The following is a 14,785-nucleotide window of genomic DNA, read 5'->3' on the forward strand; positions in this document are numbered from 1 at the left end:
TCAAGGAGTCCGACATGGCCAATCCCTGGTTGAAGAAGAACCCGTTCATGAGCATGTGGCTCAGCGCCGCCAACTCGGCGGCCGGCGCCGCGCGCGGCCGGGCCACGGCGCAGGTCAAGCGCGCCGGGCGCACCGCCTCGACGAACCTGGCCAAGGACATGATGGACCTGTGGACCGCGCCGCTCACGGCCGGCACCAAGAAGCGAGCCAAGAAGCGCTGAGTCGGAGCGCCCGGCCCGCGGGCCGGGCGGATGGCGCTCAGACGTCGAAGAACACCGTCTCGTCGGCACCCTGCATGCGGATGTCGAAGCGGTAGCGCACGGCGCCGCCTTCCTCGACCCGCCTGGCGATCAGCGTCGGGCGGCGCGCGGCCGGCACGCTGGCGAGCACCGGGTCGCGTGCGTTGGCGTCCGCCTCGTCGTCGAAGTAGACCCGCGTGAAGACGTGCAGCAGCAGCCCGCGCATCGTCACGATGACGTTCACGTGCGGCGCCTCGTCGGGCGATTCGGCCCCGGGCTTGACGGTGTGGAAGACGAAGCGGTGCTGCGCGTCGGTGCCGGTGCCGCAGCGGCCGAAGGCGCGGAAGCCGATCGCCCGGGCCTCGTCCACCGAAGCCGGATAGCGGCCCAGGCCGTCGGGCTGGGTGATCTCGACCAGGGCGTCGGAGACCGTGTTGCCGTCGCCGTCGATCACCCGGCCTTCCAGCCGGATGCGCTCGCCCGACGCGCCGTCGAGAGTCAGCACGGCGTCGAACGGCTGGTCGAAGTCGTAGCCGTACTGGGTGGCCGTGAGCCCGTAGGCGAAGTAGGGGCCGACGGTCTGCGACGGGGTCTGGCCGAAATTGGTTTCCAGGGCGCTCATCATGGCGGGGTGCTCCTCGGTCGGCGGGGTCGCCTCAACGGTTCTCGAACGGGGTTTCATCGGCGCCGCGCAGCACGATGTCGAACTGGTAGCCCAGGGCGTAGTCGGGCTCGGTCACGTCCAGCGTGAAGTCGGCCACCAGCCGGTTGCGGTACTTCTCCGGCGTGCCGGTCACCATCGGGTCGTACTGCATCAGCGGATCGCCGGGGAAGTACATCTGCGTGACGAGCCGGCTCGCGAAGTGCTGGCCGAACAGCGAGACGTGGATGTGCTGCGGCCGCCAGGCGTTGGGATGGTTGCCCCAGGGGTACGCGCCGGGCTTGATGGTGAGGAAGCGGTAGCGGCCCTCGCGGTCGGTCATGCAGCGTCCCGCGCCCAGGAAGTTGGGGTCCAGCGGCGCATCGTGCTGATCGACCTTGTGCACGTAGCGCCCGGACGCGTTGGCCTGCCAGATCTCCACCAGCGTGCCGGCGACCGGCCGGCGGCGCTCGTCCATCACCTGGCCGGTGAGGATCATGCGCTCGCCCAGGGGCTCGCCGTTCCGGCGCGCGTTGCGCGTGAGGTCGTGGTCGAAGTCGCCGATGCAGTCGTGGCCGTAGACCGGCTGTCGCAGTTCGCCGAGCGAGGCCTTCAGCGGAATCAGCGGCTGGGTCGGACCGCGCTTGGCGGTCGAGCGGTAGCCGGGGTAGAGGTAGGACGGATGGCTGTCCCAGTCGCGCGGGTCGAGGCGGGGCAGGGCGGTCTGCGTGGGGTCGTTCGGCATGCGTGTGTCTCCGGTGGGAAGCACGCACTCTAGGGTCGGAGAATCATGCTGTAAATTGAAGAATCGTCGATTTCTCATAACCGCTGGTAATCCTCATGTCGCTCCCTTCCGCCGACGCCTTCGCCCGTGGCGTGCAGCTGCGCCACCTGCGCTGCCTGGTCGCGGTGGCGCGCGAGCGCCACCTGGCCCGCGCCGCCGAGCGGCTGTCCCTGAGCCAGCCCGCCGTCTCCAAGACCCTGGCCGAGCTGGAGGCGCTGGCCGGCACGCGGCTGGTCGAGCGTGGCGGCCCCGGCCGGCGCGGCGTGCAGGGGCTGGCGCCGGCCGGCGAGCAGTTGCTGGTGCACGCCCTGCGGGTGCTCGAGGCGGTGGACGCCAGCGCGCTGGCCATCGCGCCGGCCACGGGCGCCCAGGTGCGGCGCCTGCGCATCGGCGCGCTGCCCAGCGTGGCGCCGGCCCTGCTGCCCGGCGCGCTGGTCGCGTTCCGCGCCCGGTGGCCGCACGTCCAGCTGAGCGTGCAGAGCGCCGCCAACGGCGTGCTGCTGGACGCCCTGCGCGCCGGCGAGCTCGATCTGGTCGCCGGCCGCATGAGCGATCCGCGCCTGATGACGGGCCTGAGCTTCGAGCTGCTGCAGACCGAGCCGCTGGTGTTCGCCGCCCGGGCCGGCCATCCGCTGGCCGCAGGAGGTGCTGGCGGTGGCGGGGGCGGCGCCGGGATGGGCGCCGGCGGCGACGTCGCCGCCCGCGTGGTGGCGGTGCTGGCCTGTCCGCTGGTCGTCTACGGCGACGGCACGATCCCGCGCCACACCACCGAGGGCTTCCTGTCGGCGCTCGGCCTGGCGTTGCCGCCGGCCACGCTGCAGACGCTCGACGTGTCGGTGGCGCGGGCCGTGGTGGCGGCCTCCGACGCGGTCTGGATCACCCCGCTGGGCGCCGTGCGCGACGACCTCGACGCGGGGCGCCTGGTGCGGCTGCCCATCGACACCCCCGGCACCGAGGAGCCGGTGGGCCTGCTGGTGCGCAGCGACGCCGAGCCGTCGGCGTTGCGGGGAGCGATGGCGGGATTGCTGAGGGAGGCGGCGCGGCGGCTGGCGGGGGCCGCCGCCCCGTCGGCCGGCCGGGTCCGTCGCGGCGCCCGGCGCGCGCCGGACGGCGCCGGGCCCTGACCGCCCGCGCCGCGCGCTGGGCTAGAGCAGTCCCGAGATGCGCCGCGCCGTCGCCAGCAGCGGCGGCAGCATGGTCTCCTGCATCACCTTCGCGCTCGTGCGGTTGGCCTGCCCGCTGATGTTGAGCGCGGCCACCATGCGCCCGGCGCGGTCGACGATCGGCGCGGCGATGGACACCAGGCCTTCCTCCAGCTCCTGGTTGACCAGGCACCAGCCCTGGCGCCTGGCCTGCGCGACGCGAGCCAGCAGGGCGTCGACGTCGGTCACGGTGTGGCGCGTGAGCGGCTCGCGCGCGGAGGCCTCCAGGCGCGCGCGGGCTTCGGCCTCGCCCAGGTCCGACAGCAGCAGGCGGCCCATCGACGTGCAGGACGCCGGCAGGCGCGAGCCCACGCCCAGGCTGATGCTCATGATCTTCTGGGTCGCCACGCGGATCACGTAGACGATGTCGGTGCCGTCGAGCACGGCCGCCGAGCAGGATTCCCGCACCTCGTGCGCCAGCGCGTCCATCAGGGGCTCGGCGCGGTTCCAGATCGGCATCGACGACAGGTAGGCGAACCCCAGGTCGAGGATGCGCGGGGTCAGCGCGAAGAACTTGCCGTCGGTCTCGACATAGCCCAGGGTGTGCAGCGTGAGCAGGATGCGCCGGGCGCCGGCGCGCGTGAGGCCGCTGGCGGCGGCGACCTCGCTCAACGTCTGGCGCGGCGCGCGGGCGCTGAACGAGCGGATGACCTCCAGCCCGCGCGCGAAGGACTGCACGTAGCTGTCGCCCGGGCGGGGCGCGTCGGATTCGGAAAGGGTGGTTGCCATGGGCGTTCAAAGCTCCTAGAATTCATTATAAGAACAAATGTTCGACATACGAACAAATGTCGGATGAATCGAAGCGACGCGCGATCCCCCGGTGGCCCCGGGAGCGCACGGCCGGGGAGGAAGAATCCGGCGACCCCCCTCAATCCCGCAGGAGACAACATCACATGATCGACAAGATCGCCCGCTCCGTCGCCGACGCGATGGCCGACATCCGGGACGGCTCGACCGTCCTCATCGGCGGCTTCGGCACGGCCGGCATCCCCAACGAACTCATCGACGGCCTGATCGCGCAGGGCGCGAGCGACCTCACGGTGGTCAACAACAACGCCGGCAACGCCGAGGTCGGCCTGGCCGCGCTGCTCAAGGCCGGGCGCGTGCGCAAGATCATCTGCAGCTTCCCGCGCCAGGCCGACAGCCAGGTGTTCGACGGCCTGTACCGCGCCGGCAAGCTGGAACTCGAACTCGTGCCGCAGGGCAACCTGGCCGAGCGCATCCGCGCGGCCGGCGCCGGCATCGGGGCCTTCTTCTGCCCGACGGGCTACGGCACCCAGCTCGCGGGCGACCGCGAGACGCGCGTCATCGACGGCGTGAACCACGTGCTCGAATACCCGATCCGCGGCGACGTGGCGCTCATCAAGGCCGAGCGCGGCGACCGCTGGGGCAACCTGGTCTACCGCAAGGCCGCGCGCAACTTCGGGCCCGTGATGGCCATGGCCGCGCGCAAGACCATCGCCACCGTCCACGAGGTCGCCGAGCTCGGCACCCTGGACCCCGAGACCATCGTGACGCCGGGCATCTTCGTGCACCAGGTCGTCCGGATCGACCGCGTCGCCACCGAGGCCGGCGGATTCAAGAAGGCAGCCTGACCATGAGCACGACCGACACCACCACCACCACCGCCCCCGCCCCGGCGGCGCCCGCCTACCGTCGCCGCAGCAAGGACGAACTCGCCGCCCGGGTGGCGCAGGACATCTTCGACGGCGCCGTGGTCAACCTCGGCATCGGCCAGCCGACGCTGGTGGCCAACCACCTGCCGGCCGGCCGCGAGGTCATCCTGCAGAGCGAGAACGGCATCCTGGGCATGGGCCCGGCGCCGGCGGCCGGCGCGGAGGACTACGACCTCATCAACGCCGGCAAGCAGCCCGTGACCCTGCTGCCGGGCGGCTCCTACTTCCACCACGCCGACAGCTTCGCGATGATGCGCGGCGGCCACCTCGACATCTGCGTGCTCGGCGCGTTCCAGGTCTCGGCCACGGGCGACCTGGCCAACTGGCACACCGGGGAGAAGGACGCCATCCCCGCCGTCGGCGGGGCGATGGACCTGGCCATCGGCGCCAAGCAGACCTGGGTCATGATGGACCTGCTGACCAAGCAGGGCGCGAGCAAGCTGGTCGCGCAGTGCTCCTACCCGCTGACGGGCATCGGCTGCGTCAAGCGCGTCTACGCCGACCTCGCTACGCTCGAATGCACGCCCGGCGGCCTGCGGCTGATCGACAAGGTCGACGGGCTGGACCATGCCGAACTCGAACGGCTGGTCGGCCTGCCCATCGCTCCCGCCGCCGCCGCCTGAAACCGATCCAACGAAAGAGACACCCGACCATGACGAACCAAGCCTTCATCTGCGACGCCGTTCGCACGCCCTTCGGCCGCTACGGCGGCGCCCTGTCCTCCGTGCGCGCCGACGACCTGGGCGCGGTGCCCCTGCGCGCGCTCATGGAACGCAACCGGAACGTCGACTGGCAGGCCGTCACCGACGTGATCTACGGCTGCGCCAACCAGGCCGGCGAGGACAACCGCAACGTCGCGCGCATGTCGGCGCTGCTCGCGGGCCTGCCGCTGGAGCTGGGCGGCGCGACGCTCAACCGGCTGTGCGGCTCGGGCCTGGACGCGGTCGGCACGGCCGCGCGCGCCATCAAGGCGGGCGAGGCGGGCCTGATGATCGCCGGCGGCGTCGAGAGCATGAGCCGCGCGCCCTTCGTGATGCCCAAGGCCGAGAGCGCCTTCAGCCGCGCCAACGCGGTCTACGACACCACCATCGGCTGGCGCTTCATCAACAAGAAGATGAAGGAGCTCTACGGCGTCGACTCGATGCCCGAGACGGCCGAGAACGTGGCCACCGACCACAAGATCGAGCGCGAGGCGCAGGACCGCATGGCGCTCGCCTCGCAGCAGCGCGCGGTGGCGGCGCAGAAGTCCGGCTTCTTCGACGGCGAGATCGTGCCCGTGACGGTGCCGCAGAAGAAGGGCGAGGCGGTCGTCGTCTCCAAGGACGAGCATCCGCGCGAGACCTCGCTGGAGACGCTGGCCAAGCTCAAGGGCGTGGTGCGCCCCGACGGCACGGTGACCGCCGGCAACGCCAGCGGCGTGAACGACGGCGCCTGTGCGCTGCTGCTGGCCGACGAGGCGAGCGCCGCCAGGCACGGCCTGACGCCGCGCGCCCGCGTGGTGGGCATGGCCACGGCCGGCGTGGCGCCGCGCGTGATGGGGATCGGCCCGGCGCCGGCGACGCAGAAGGTGCTGGCGCTCACGGGACTCACGCTCGACCAGCTCGACGTCATCGAGCTCAACGAGGCCTTCGCCGCCCAGGGCCTGGCGGTGCTGCGCCTGCTGGGGCTGGCCGACGACGATGCGCGCGTGAACATCAACGGTGGCGCCATCGCGCTGGGCCACCCGCTGGGCGCGAGCGGCGCGCGGCTGGCGACCACGGCCGTCAACCAGCTGCACAAGCAGGGCGGGCGCTACGCGCTGTGCACGATGTGCATCGGCGTCGGCCAGGGCATCGCGGTCATCCTCGAGCGCGTCTGAGCATGGTCGACCGCGCACCGACCGCCGCCGCGCGTTCGCGCTTCCAGGGCGATGCCACCGTCTACCTGATCCCCGGCGACCCGGTGCGCAACGTGCGCCTGCCGCGCATGTTCGACGCGGTGTTCGAGCGCTTCGGCATCGACGCCGTGCTGCTGCCGATGAACGTGTCGCGGCGCGACTTCGCGGTCTTCTTCAAGGCCGCGTTCCTGGCGCGCAACGTCGGTGGCATGGTCATCGCGCCGCCGCACAAGCCGCTGGTGGTCGACCTGCTCGACGGCTGCGGCCTGGCCGGGCGCGTGGCCGGGTCGGTCAACGTCGTGCGGCGCACCGAGGGCGGGGCGCTCGAGGGCGACCTGTTCGACGGCGACGGCCTGCTCGACGCGCTCGACCACTACGCCATTCCCTATCGCGGCAGGCGCGTGCTGGTGCTGGGCGCGGGCGTCACCGGCGCGGCCATCGGCACGGCATTGGCCGAGGGCGGCACGGTCGGCGGCGCGGCGCACATCGCCTTCCACGACAGCGTGGCGGGCAAGGCGGCCGGACTGGCGGCCAAGCTCGACGCCTTCTTCGACGCCGAGGTGGTCGCCGCGCCCGGCAGCGACCCGGCCGGCTTCGACCTGGTCATCAACGCCACCGCGCAGGGCCTGGACGACGGCGACGCGCTGCCGCTGGACGTCGATCGCATGGCGCCGCACGCGGCCCTGTTCGACATCCTGCTGCGCAACCAGCCGACCGCGCTGGTGCGGGCGGCGCGCGCGCGCGGGCTCAACGCGCAGGCCGGCTTCGAGATGCTGATCCAGCAGATGCCGCACTACCTGCGCTATTTCGGCCACGAGGCCGCGGCCGAGGCGGTGTGCGAGGACGCCGACTTCCTGCGCGAACTGATCTACCCGCCGGCGATGCAGGGCGAGATCGCCCGGCCGCTGCGCTGGCAGGCGCCGGACCGCGCACCGGGCCCGGCCTGAGCGCCGCCGGCGCGCCTTTCCGATCCGCTTCCCCGAACTCCCTTTTTTTCCTGGACCCGATCGCCATGATCTCCGGCAAGACCACCCTCATCGCCCACCTGGGCTACCCGACCGAGGCGTTCAAGGCGCCGATGATCTACAACCCCTGGTTCGACCAGCAGGGCATCGACGCCGTCGTGGTGCCGATGGGCGTCAGGCCGGAGGACTACGCCGCCGCGCTGCCGCAGATCTTCAGGTTCAGCAACCTGCGCGGCGCGCTGGTCACGATGCCGCACAAGGTCGTCACGATGGGCCTGGTCGACGAGGTGACGCCCACGGCGCGCATCGCCGGCGCCTGCAACGCGATCCTCAAGCGCGCCGACGGCACGCTGCTGGGCGACCAGTTCGACGGCGCGGGCTTCGTGCGCGGCGTCGAGCGCAAGGGCCGGCCGTTCGCGGGCACGCGCGTGCTGGTCTCGGGCACCGGCGGCGTGGGCTCGGCGATCGCGGCGTCGATCGCGGCGGCCGGCGCGGCCGAACTGGCCCTCTTCGACATGAGCGACGCCTCCGCCGAGGCCCTGGCCGGGCGCCTGCGCGCGCACTACCCGCGCCTGGTCGTCACGACCGGGTCGCGGGACCCGGCCGGCTTCGACGTCGTGGTCAACGCCACGCCGCTGGGGATGAAGGACAGCGACCCGCTGCCCTTCGACATCGACCGGATCGCGCCGGAGACCTTCGTCGGCGAGGTGGTGATGAAGTCCGAATACACCCCGCTGCTGCAGGCGGCCAAGGCCAAGGGCTGCGCCGTCCAGGTCGGCACCGACATGCTGTTCGAGATGATCCCGGCCTACCTGGAATTCTTCGGTTTCGGCACCACGACGGCCGACGCGCTGCGCGCCGTCGCCCAGTTGCGCTACTAGGCGCTGGCGCCATGAGCATCTTCGACGCCTTCCTCTCGGCGCCCGAGACCCTGGACGCCTTCGGTGACCGCGCGGTGGTCGCGGCCATGCTGCGCTTCGAGGCCGCGCTCGCGCGCGCCCAGGCGGCCGAGGGCCTGCTCCCCGCGTCGTCGGCCGAGGCCATCGCCGCGGCCTGCGACGTCGGGCACTTCGACGTCGCGGCGATGGTGCGCGACAGCGGCCGCGCCGGCACCGTGGCCATTCCGCTGGTGAAGGCGCTGCGCGAGGCGGTGGTGGCGCGCGACGCCGCCGCCGGTGCCCACGTGCATTTCGGCGCCACCAGCCAGGACGTGATCGACAGCGCCGTGTCGCTGGTCTCGCGCCCGGTGGTCGCGTCGATCGGGGCCGACCTGGTCGCCGCCGCGTCGGCCCTGCTGGCGCACGCCGAGGCCCATGCGGCGACGCCGATGCTGGCCCGCACGCTGATGCAGCCGGCCTCGGTCACCAGCTTCGGCCTCAAGTGCGCCGGCTGGGCCGCGCCCCTGGTGCGCGGCGCCGGCCGGCTGCGCGAGACGGCGCGGCGCGCGCTGCAGGTGCAGCTCGGCGGCGCCGTCGGCACGCTGGCGCAGATGGGCCCGCACGGCGCGGCGGTGCGCGCACGGCTCGCGCGCGAACTCGACCTGGGCGACCCCGGCGCGACCTGGCACACGCAGCGCGACGAATGGGTCGCGCTGGGCTGCGAGCTGGGCCTGGTCGCCGGCAGCCTGGGGAAGATCGGGCTCGACATCGGGCTGCTCGGGCAGTACGAGGTCGGCGAGGTCGCCGAGCCGAGCGAGGCCGGCCGCGGTGGCTCCTCGGCCATGCCGCACAAGCGCAATCCCGTCGCCTCGATGGTCGCCGTGGCCGCCGCGCACCGGGCGCCGCAGCGCGTGGCCGCGATGCTCGCGGCGATGCCGCAGCAGCACGAACGCGCCCTGGGCGCCTGGCAGGCCGAACTGGCGGAGTGGCCGCAGCTCGCCCTGTCGGCCCACGGCAGCGCCCGCGCGCTGGCCACGGCGCTGCCCGGCCTGCGCATCGACGCGCCGCGCATGCGCGCCAACATCGACCGCCTGCGCGCCGAACTACCGGCTTCGGCCGCCGACGAATGGTTCGATCCCGCGCTGGCGGCGCACGCCGGCGGGATCGCCCGCGCCGACGTCGCCCGCCTGCGCGGCCACCTCGACCGACTCACGCACCAGGACCCATCCGCATGAACGCTCCCGCCACGCCCGCCACGCCTGCCACGCCCGCCACGCCCGCCGACGACTACGCGGCCGGCCTGCAGAACCGCCGCCGCGTGCTGGGCGACGCCTGGGTCGACAAGTCGCTCGCCAACCGCACCGGCTTCAACGCCGAGTTCCAGGAACTGATCACGCGCCACGCGTGGAACGACATCTGGGGCCGGCCCGCGCTGGGCGACCGGACCCGTCGCTTCATGGTGCTGTCGATGATGCTGGGCATCCACGCCTACGAGGAGTTCGCGATGCACGTGCGCGCCGCGCTCGACGGGCCGCCCGAGTCGCGCCTCACGCCCGACGACATCAAGGAGGTCATCATGATGTCGGCCATCTACTGCGGCGTGCCGGTGGCCAACCACGCCTTCGGCATCGCCGGGGCCATCCTGCGCGAGAAGGGCCTGCTGACGCCGGCCGACGCGCCCGCCGCCGGGACGTGAGCGGGGCGCCGCCGCGCCCGGGCGCGAGCTTCGCGCTGCTGCTGCCGCTGCTGCTCGCGGCGCAGCCCGTGGCCACCGACAGCTACCTGCCGGCATTGCCGGCCATCGCGCGCGAACTGGGTTCGGCCAGCGCCAGCCTGACGCTGTTCGTGCTGGCCTTCGGCATCGCGCAGCTGGTGTGCGGGCCGCTGGCCGACCGCTTCGGGCGCCGGCCGGTGCTGCTGGGCGGGCTGGCGCTGTACGTCGTCGCGGCGGCCGGCGGCGCGTTCGCGCCGGGCATCGCGCTGCTGGGCGCCTGGCGCGCGACGCAGGGCATGGCGATGGCCGCGATCCTGGTGTGCGCCCGCGCGGCCGTGCGCGACCTCTACCCCGCCCACGAGGGGCCGCACGTCATGGCACGCGGGCTGACCGGGCTGGGCGCGGTCGCGCTGGTGTCGCCGGTGCTGGGCGCGCAGGTGGTGCAGCACCTCGGCTGGCGCGCCGTCCTGCTGGGCATGTCGCTCTACGCGGCGGCGCTGCTGGCGCTGTGCTGGCGGCGCTTCGACGAGACCCGGGCGCCGCGCGCGGCCGGCGTGGCGGCACCCGTCGGCAGCGCGCGCGCGGTGTTCGCCAGCGCCTCGTTCCGCGCCTGGGCCAGCCTCTCCGCGACGACCTACGGCGGCCTGTTCGTCTTCCTGCTGCTCTCGCCCATCGTCTACATCGGCCATCTGGGCCTGTCGCCCGCGTCGTATGGCTGGATTCCCGCCGGGGGCTCGCTGGTCTACATCCTGGGCACCACCGCGTGCCGCCGGCTGCTGCGCCGCCACGGCGCGCTGCGCTCGGTCCAGGCGGCCTCGCTGCTGAGTCTTGCGGGCGCCACCGTGCAGGTGCTGGGGTGCTGGCTGGCGCCGGGCAGCGTGGTCCCGCTCCTGGCCGGGCACGTGCTCTACGCGTTCGGCCACGGCATCCACCAGCCGTGCGGCCAGGCCGGCGCCGTCGGCGAGCTCCCGCACCTGGCCGGCCGCGCGGTGTCGTGGTCGGGCTTCGGCATGATGATGGTGGCGTTCGCCACCGGCCAGATCGCGGCCCGGTTCGTCGATGCCGGCCACACCCACGGCGCCTGGCCGATGGTGGTGCCCCTGCTGCTGGCGGGCCTCGTGCTGGTCGCCATCGCCTTCGTCTGGCTGCCGCGCCTTCCTCCGCTCTTCAAGGAACCTCCCCCACCATGACCGCTCCCCGTCTCCATGTCGTCCGCGAGGGCGAAGGCCCTTTCGTCGTCCTCAGCCACGCCCTGGGCAGCGACCTGCGCATGTGGGACGGCGTCGCCGCGCTGCTCGCGCGCGCCCACACCGTGCTGCGCTACGACCACCGCAACCACGGCGGCTCCGAACGCGTGGCGGAACCGTTCGGCATGCAGGCGCTGGGGCGCGACGCCGCCGCGCTCATCGAGCGCGAGACCGGCGGCGAGCCGGTGCATTTCGTCGGCCTGTCGATGGGCGGCATGACGGCGCAGGCGCTGGCGGCGGAGCGCCCCGACCTGCTGCGCAGCGTGACGATCGCCAACTCGTCGGCCCATTACCCGGACCCGGCGCCCTGGCGCGCGCGCGCCGAGGCCGTGGCCGCCCGGGGCGTCGAGGCCATCGCCGACGGCGCCGTCGAGCGCTGGCTGACGCCCGCCTTCGCGGCCACGCCCGAGGGCGCGACCGCCGCGCGCGCGCTGCGCGACGTGCTGGTGCGCAACGACCCCCGGGCCTACATCGACAGCTGCGCCGCCGTCGCCGCGATCGACCTGCGCGAGGGCAACCGCCGCATCGCGGTGCCGACGCTGGTGATCGCCGGCGCGCAGGACCTGGCGACGCCGCCGGCGATGTCCGAGGCCATCGTCGCGGCGATCCCCGGCGCGCGGCTGGCGACCCTGGACGCCGCGCACGTCAGCGCGGTCGAGCGGCCGGCGGAGTTCGTGGCGCTGCTGATCGATTTCTGGCGCAGCCTCTGAGCCCGGGCCGCGCGGTCCTCACAGCAGCGGGCGCAGGGCGTCGGCCACGTCGCGCAGCACCGGCAGCAGCCGGTCGACCAGCTGCTCGCCGGGATAGACCTGGCGCTGCACCGTGACGCTCAGCGCGTAGTGGCACCGGCCCTTGCGGTCCTGGAGCGGCACGGCCAGCCCGCACAGGCCGTAGTTCAGGTGCTGGTCGGCCTTCCAGTAGCCCAGCGCGCGCGCCGTGCGCACGCTGTCGTGGAAGCGCGCGGCGTCGACCGCGTCCGAGCCCGTGTACTCGACGAAGTCGTGCCGTTCGATCCAGGCGGCGAGCGCCTCGTCGTCGAAGGCCGCGAGCAGCACGAAGCCCTGGGACACCACGTGCGCCGGCACGCGCGCGCCCGGATGAAAGCCGATCGACACCATGCGCGGCGCGTTGCTGCGCGCGATGTAGATGACCTCGTGGCCGTCGAGCGCGCCGACGTTGATCGCCTCGCCGCACTGCATCGACGCGCGCTGCAGGTAGGGCTGGACCAGGCGCGGCACGCGCGCGCTGTCCAGGAACGACTGGCCCAGGCGCAGCACGCGCGGCAGCAGCCAGTAGTACTTGCCGTCCGTGGCGGCGTAGCCGAAATGCACCAGGCTCAGCAGGTAGCGCCGCGCCGCGGTGCGCGTGAGGCCGGTGACCGCGCCGGCCTCGGTCGCGGTCATGCGCGGGCGGTCGTCCGTAAAGGCCTCGATGACGCGCAGCCCCTTGCCGAGCCCCTCGATCAGCAGCTTGCGATCGATGTCGCCGGTGGGCGGAGCGGGAACGGGCGGCAGGGCGGGCAGATGAGTCATCGGAGTCCTCAGGGGTAACCCCCGTTTCGATCGCGCAGCGCACGCGGACGATCGATCATCGCTCGCCACAGGGTTCGACGGCATTGTGACGAACCCCCAGGCTTCCTACAGTCGCTGCCATGCATCGCTCCATCGCCACCGTGTCGCTCAGCGGCACCCTGCGCCAGAAGCTCGAGGCCATCGCCGCCGCGGGCTTCGACGGCATCGAACTGTTCGAGGCGGACTTCATCAACTTCAAGGGCACGGCCGCCGAGCTGGGACGCATCGCGTCGGACCTCGGCCTGTCGATCGACCTCTACCAGCCGTTCCGCGACTTCGAAGGCATGCCCGAGGCGCAGTTCCGCCGCAGCCTGGAGCGCGCCGAGCGCAAGTTCGACCTGATGCAGGCGATGGGGGCGCCCCTGGTGCTGTGCTGCTCCAACACGTCGCCGCTGACCATCGACGATCCCGCGCTGGCCGCGTCGCAGCTGCATGCGCTGGCCGAGCGCGCCGCGCGGCGCGGCCTGCGCGTGGGCTTCGAGGCCCTGGCCTGGGGCCGCAGGACCTCCCTGTACGGCCAGGCCTGGGACATCGTGCGTCGCGCCGACCATCCGGCCCTGGGCCTGATCCTCGACAGCTTCCACACGATCTCGCTGAAGGACGACCCGGCGGGCATCGCCGACATCCCCGGCGACCGGATCTTCTTCCTGCAGATGGCCGACGCGCCGCTGCTGGAGATGAGCGTGCTGCAGTGGGCGCGCCACCACCGCTCGTTCCCGGGGCAGGGCGACTTCGGGGTGGTCGACTTCTTCGTGCAGACGCTGCGCGCCGGCTACACCGGGCCGCTCTCGCTGGAGATCTTCAACGACGTGTTCCGCGAGACGCCCAACCGCCGCATCGCGGTGGACGCTATGCGCTCGCTGCTCTACCTGGAGAGCGAGGCGCGCGAGCGGCCGGCGGCGCTGCCGGTTCCGATGCCGGCCGTGGCGCTGGTCGCGCCGCCGCCGCTGCCCCGGCTCGACGGCATCACCTTCGTCGAATTCGCGGCCGACGCGGCCTCGGGGGCGGCGCTGGGCGCGAGCTTCGAGCAGTTCGGCTTCCGCCGCGTCGGCCGCCACCGCTCCAAGGCGGTGTCGCTCTACCGCCAGGGCGACATCCACCTGCTGGTCAACGCCGAGCCGGACTCGTTCGCGCGGGCGCGTTTCGAGGCCCACGGCGCCTCGGTCTGCGCGCTGGGGCTGCGCACGCCCGACGCGCAGGGCGCGGTCGCGCGCGCCGTGGCGATGCGCTCGCAGCGCCATGACAGCCCGATCGGCCCGGACGAGACGCCGGTGCCGGCGATCGTCGCGCCCGGGGGCAACCTGCTGCATTTCGTGCCGTCGGCCCTGGGCGTCCACGGCCTGTACGCGGCCGATTTCATCCTCGACGACGACGACGCGGAGGCCGACGACGCCGGCGCCGGGCTGCGCGCGATCGATCACGTCGCCCTCGGCCTGGCGGTCGACCAGCTCGACACCTGGGTGCTGTTCTCGCGCGCCGTGCTGGGCCTGGAGCCGGCCGACAGCCAGGAGCTGGCCGACCCCTTCGGGCTGATCCGCAGCCGCGGCGTGGCCAACGCCGGGCGCAGCGTGCGCCTGGTGCTCAACGTGTCGCTGAGCCAGCGCACCCGGACCGCCCGCATGATCGGCGTGACCGGCGGCGGGGCGGTGCACCACGTCGCGTTCTCCTGCGCCGACATCTTCGAGACCGTGGCGCGCCTGCGCGCGCGCGGCGTGCGCTTCGTGCCGATCTCCGACAACTACCACGACGACCTGCCCACCCGGCTGGACCTGGACCCTGGCCTGGTCGAGCGCATGCGCGCCGCCGGCGTGGTGTTCGACCGCTCGCCCGCGGGCGACTACCTGCACATCTACGCCGAAAGCCTGGAGGGCGAGGGCGCCTTCTTCGAGATCGTGCAGCGCGTCGGGGCCTACGACGGCTACGGCAGCACCAACGCGCCGGCCCGGATGGCCTCGCAGGCCCAGCAGCAGCCCTGAGGGCCGCGCGCCGAGCC

Annotated in this window: 16 protein-coding genes; 12 read left to right on the plus strand and 4 right to left on the minus strand. The window is 73.2% G+C overall.

Translation table 11 applies throughout. The annotated features are described in order from the left end of the window. The first annotated feature begins 14 nt into the window (after positions 1-14). Positions 15-221, plus strand: a complete 207-nt coding sequence (locus tag NF681_20555; protein ID UST56373.1) for a hypothetical protein — start codon at positions 15-17, stop codon at positions 219-221. Positions 222-258: 37 nt separating this feature from the next. Here the strand turns inward: NF681_20555 and pcaG are convergent, their stop codons facing one another. Together pcaG and pcaH are read right to left on the minus strand one after the other, a co-directional pair. Then, positions 259-861 carry a protocatechuate 3,4-dioxygenase subunit alpha gene (gene pcaG / locus NF681_20560; GenBank protein UST56404.1) on the minus strand — a complete coding sequence of 201 codons (603 nt, stop codon included), beginning with the start codon at positions 859-861 and terminating at the stop codon, positions 259-261. Positions 862-895: 34 nt separating this feature from the next. Further along, complete coding sequence (gene pcaH / locus NF681_20565; GenBank protein ID UST56374.1) at positions 896-1,624, minus strand: protocatechuate 3,4-dioxygenase subunit beta; 729 nt, start codon at positions 1,622-1,624, stop codon at positions 896-898. A 95-nt stretch (positions 1,625-1,719) separates the two neighbouring features. On the opposite strand from pcaH, the gene NF681_20570 reads away from it, so the two are divergent. Then, positions 1,720-2,787: a LysR substrate-binding domain-containing protein gene (locus NF681_20570; protein ID UST56375.1), complete on the plus strand. Its 1,068-nt coding sequence runs from the start codon at positions 1,720-1,722 to the stop codon at positions 2,785-2,787. A gap of 21 nt (positions 2,788-2,808) precedes the next feature. Here the strand turns inward: NF681_20570 and NF681_20575 are convergent, their stop codons facing one another. Beyond that, positions 2,809-3,594, minus strand: a complete 786-nt coding sequence (locus tag NF681_20575; protein ID UST56376.1) for a helix-turn-helix domain-containing protein — start codon at positions 3,592-3,594, stop codon at positions 2,809-2,811. A gap of 164 nt (positions 3,595-3,758) precedes the next feature. Between NF681_20575 and NF681_20580 the strand changes: the two genes are divergently transcribed. From NF681_20580 to NF681_20620, 9 genes are all read left to right on the plus strand, one after another. After that, a complete protein-coding gene (locus NF681_20580) occupies positions 3,759-4,460 on the plus strand; it encodes a 3-oxoacid CoA-transferase subunit A (GenBank protein UST56377.1) in 702 nt (233 codons plus the stop codon). A gap of 2 nt (positions 4,461-4,462) precedes the next feature. Next, positions 4,463-5,164 (plus strand): 3-oxoacid CoA-transferase subunit B, encoded by a 702-nt coding sequence (locus NF681_20585; GenBank protein UST56378.1) that lies wholly within the window; start codon positions 4,463-4,465, stop codon positions 5,162-5,164. A gap of 29 nt (positions 5,165-5,193) precedes the next feature. Next, complete coding sequence (pcaF, locus tag NF681_20590; protein ID UST56379.1) at positions 5,194-6,399, plus strand: 3-oxoadipyl-CoA thiolase; 1,206 nt, start codon at positions 5,194-5,196, stop codon at positions 6,397-6,399. Between the two features lie 2 nt (positions 6,400-6,401). Beyond that, a complete protein-coding gene (locus tag NF681_20595; GenBank protein UST56380.1) occupies positions 6,402-7,364 on the plus strand; it encodes a shikimate dehydrogenase in 963 nt (320 codons plus the stop codon). Between the two features lie 65 nt (positions 7,365-7,429). Further along, positions 7,430-8,263 (plus strand): shikimate dehydrogenase, encoded by an 834-nt coding sequence (locus tag NF681_20600; GenBank protein UST56381.1) that lies wholly within the window; start codon positions 7,430-7,432, stop codon positions 8,261-8,263. A gap of 11 nt (positions 8,264-8,274) precedes the next feature. Next, positions 8,275-9,495, plus strand: a complete 1,221-nt coding sequence (locus NF681_20605; GenBank protein UST56382.1) for a lyase family protein — start codon at positions 8,275-8,277, stop codon at positions 9,493-9,495. Further along, positions 9,492-9,956: a carboxymuconolactone decarboxylase family protein gene (locus tag NF681_20610; protein ID UST56383.1), complete on the plus strand. Its 465-nt coding sequence runs from the start codon at positions 9,492-9,494 to the stop codon at positions 9,954-9,956. The genes NF681_20605 and NF681_20610 overlap by 4 nt, the downstream gene beginning before the upstream one ends. Further along, entirely contained in the window at positions 9,953-11,164 is a 1,212-nt protein-coding gene (locus NF681_20615) for an MFS transporter (protein UST56384.1), read from the plus strand. The genes NF681_20610 and NF681_20615 overlap by 4 nt, the downstream gene beginning before the upstream one ends. Then, positions 11,161-11,931 carry an alpha/beta fold hydrolase gene (locus NF681_20620; protein UST56385.1) on the plus strand — a complete coding sequence of 257 codons (771 nt, stop codon included), beginning with the start codon at positions 11,161-11,163 and terminating at the stop codon, positions 11,929-11,931. The genes NF681_20615 and NF681_20620 overlap by 4 nt, the downstream gene beginning before the upstream one ends. Before the next feature lie 18 nt (positions 11,932-11,949). Here the strand turns inward: NF681_20620 and NF681_20625 are convergent, their stop codons facing one another. Next, complete coding sequence (locus NF681_20625) at positions 11,950-12,753, minus strand: helix-turn-helix domain-containing protein (GenBank protein ID UST56386.1); 804 nt, start codon at positions 12,751-12,753, stop codon at positions 11,950-11,952. A gap of 119 nt (positions 12,754-12,872) precedes the next feature. On the opposite strand from NF681_20625, the gene NF681_20630 reads away from it, so the two are divergent. Beyond that, complete coding sequence (locus tag NF681_20630) at positions 12,873-14,768, plus strand: sugar phosphate isomerase/epimerase and 4-hydroxyphenylpyruvate domain-containing protein (protein UST56387.1); 1,896 nt, start codon at positions 12,873-12,875, stop codon at positions 14,766-14,768. Positions 14,769-14,785 lie beyond the last annotated feature (17 nt).

Source organism: Comamonadaceae bacterium OTU4NAUVB1 (assembly GCA_024372625.1).
Taxonomy (GTDB): Bacteria; Pseudomonadota; Gammaproteobacteria; order Burkholderiales; family Burkholderiaceae_C; genus Variovorax.

Bases quoted from the DNA above. Each gene is read 5' to 3' on its own strand.
- NF681_20555 (UST56373.1), top strand. From the start codon at position 15: ATGGCCAATCCCTGGTTGAAGAAGAACCCGTTCATGAGCATGTGGCTC.
- pcaG (UST56404.1), bottom strand. From the start codon at position 861: ATGAGCGCCCTGGAAACCAATTTCGGCCAGACCCCGTCGCAGACCGTC.
- pcaH (UST56374.1), bottom strand. From the start codon at position 1,624: ATGCCGAACGACCCCACGCAGACCGCCCTGCCCCGCCTCGACCCGCGC.
- NF681_20570 (UST56375.1), top strand. From the start codon at position 1,720: ATGTCGCTCCCTTCCGCCGACGCCTTCGCCCGTGGCGTGCAGCTGCGC.
- NF681_20575 (UST56376.1), bottom strand. From the start codon at position 3,594: ATGGCAACCACCCTTTCCGAATCCGACGCGCCCCGCCCGGGCGACAGC.
- NF681_20580 (UST56377.1), top strand. From the start codon at position 3,759: ATGATCGACAAGATCGCCCGCTCCGTCGCCGACGCGATGGCCGACATC.
- NF681_20585 (UST56378.1), top strand. From the start codon at position 4,463: ATGAGCACGACCGACACCACCACCACCACCGCCCCCGCCCCGGCGGCG.
- pcaF (UST56379.1), top strand. From the start codon at position 5,194: ATGACGAACCAAGCCTTCATCTGCGACGCCGTTCGCACGCCCTTCGGC.
- NF681_20595 (UST56380.1), top strand. From the start codon at position 6,402: ATGGTCGACCGCGCACCGACCGCCGCCGCGCGTTCGCGCTTCCAGGGC.
- NF681_20600 (UST56381.1), top strand. From the start codon at position 7,430: ATGATCTCCGGCAAGACCACCCTCATCGCCCACCTGGGCTACCCGACC.
- NF681_20605 (UST56382.1), top strand. From the start codon at position 8,275: ATGAGCATCTTCGACGCCTTCCTCTCGGCGCCCGAGACCCTGGACGCC.
- NF681_20610 (UST56383.1), top strand. From the start codon at position 9,492: ATGAACGCTCCCGCCACGCCCGCCACGCCTGCCACGCCCGCCACGCCC.
- NF681_20620 (UST56385.1), top strand. From the start codon at position 11,161: ATGACCGCTCCCCGTCTCCATGTCGTCCGCGAGGGCGAAGGCCCTTTC.
- NF681_20625 (UST56386.1), bottom strand. From the start codon at position 12,753: ATGACTCATCTGCCCGCCCTGCCGCCCGTTCCCGCTCCGCCCACCGGC.
- NF681_20630 (UST56387.1), top strand. From the start codon at position 12,873: ATGCATCGCTCCATCGCCACCGTGTCGCTCAGCGGCACCCTGCGCCAG.